General features: G+C 50.6%; 2 protein-coding genes. Both read left to right on the top strand.

Annotation, left to right across the window (positions count from 1 at the left end; genetic code table 11):
- Window positions 1-641: CpaF/VirB11 family protein (locus tag LZP96_RS23855; RefSeq protein ID WP_032143751.1), on the top strand; the 641-nt coding region annotated here is incomplete at its 5' end.
- Window positions 641-1,174 (top strand): phospholipase D family nuclease, encoded by a 534-nt coding sequence (locus LZP96_RS23850; RefSeq protein ID WP_000792636.1) that lies wholly within the window; start codon window positions 641-643, stop codon window positions 1,172-1,174. The genes LZP96_RS23855 and LZP96_RS23850, both read left to right, overlap by 1 nt.
- Window positions 1,175-1,365 lie beyond the last annotated feature (191 nt).

Genomic DNA, 1,365 nt, shown 5'->3' with positions numbered 1-1,365 from the left:
GTGACTGCCGGAAGATTACCGGCAGCAAGCAAAGCCTAACGGATGATGATTTTTTCCTTAAAGAGCTGCACAGCAGCGAAAAATGGCCCGCATTCCTGCAAACCGCCGTTGAGAAGAAACGCACTATCGTGATCTGCGGTGAAACCGGGTCGGGGAAAACGGTACTCACGCGCGCGCTGTTAAAATCGCTACATAAAGACGAGCGTGTAATTATTTTAGAGGACGTTCACGAAGTCACGGTCGATCACGTTGTAGAAGCCGTTTATATGATGTACGGCGATGCAGGAAAGATCGGCCGCGTCAGCGCCACTGATGCCCTGCGAGCCTGTATGCGTCTGACACCGGGCCGTATCATCATGACTGAGCTTAGGGATGATGCTGCGTGGGATTATCTTAAAGCACTTAATACCGGCCATCCAGGCGGTGTTATGTCAACGCACGCTAACTCTGCGCGCGATGCCTTTAACCGTATTGGGCTGCTTATCAAGGCGACCCCTATCGGCCGTATGCTCGATATGAGCGATATTATGCGAATGCTCTACTCCACCATTGACGTTGTGGTGCATATGGAAAAGCGGAAAATCAAAGAAATTTATTTTGACCCTGAATATAAAATGCAGTGTGTGAACGGGAGCCTGTAATGAAAAACTTAGCAACCTGGCTTCTGGCCGCAGCATTTACGACAGCCGCCCTGCCCGCCTTTGCGGTGGAACCATCCGTTCAGGTTGGCTACTCGCCTGAAGGAAGCGCCCGCGTTCTCGTCCTGAGCGCCATTGACTCCGCAAAAACCTCGATACGGATGATGGCTTATTCTTTTACCGCCCCGGATATTATGAAGGCACTGGTAGCAGCCAAAAAACGGGGAGTTGATGTGAAAATCGTAATTGATGAAAGGGGCAATACGGGGCGCGCCAGCATTGCGGCCATGAACTACATAGCGAACAGCGGCATCCCTTTGCGTACTGACAGTGATTTCCCTATCCAGCATGACAAGGTGATCATCGTGGATAATGTGACCGTTGAAACTGGCAGCTTTAATTTCACCAAAGCGGCCGAAACGAAAAACTCGGAGAATGCGGTGGTGATCTGGAACATGCCTAAGCTCGCTGAATCATTCCTCGAACACTGGCAAGACCGCTGGAATCGGGGGAGAGACTACCGTTCCAGCTACTGAATACTGACCGCCGAAAGGCGGTTTTTTTTGTTCAAAGAAACTGATCTCAGTATCGCGCACGGGGCAGCTGGCCAACGTCGCCGGCATCGCGCCGGCAAAAATCGAAAAACAGAAATATCAGCAAGATAGCTTAAACAGGTGTCGGGAAATTTCGTTGAGATATTTTGAAGGAATCACAGTGTAAGCAGGCG

The sequence above is a fragment of the Huaxiibacter chinensis genome (assembly GCF_022171985.1).
Lineage (GTDB): Bacteria > Pseudomonadota > Gammaproteobacteria > Enterobacterales > Enterobacteriaceae > Enterobacter > Enterobacter chinensis_A.
The sequence above is the reverse complement of the archived record's forward strand: the minus strand, read 5'-3'. Positions and strand labels throughout refer to the sequence as shown.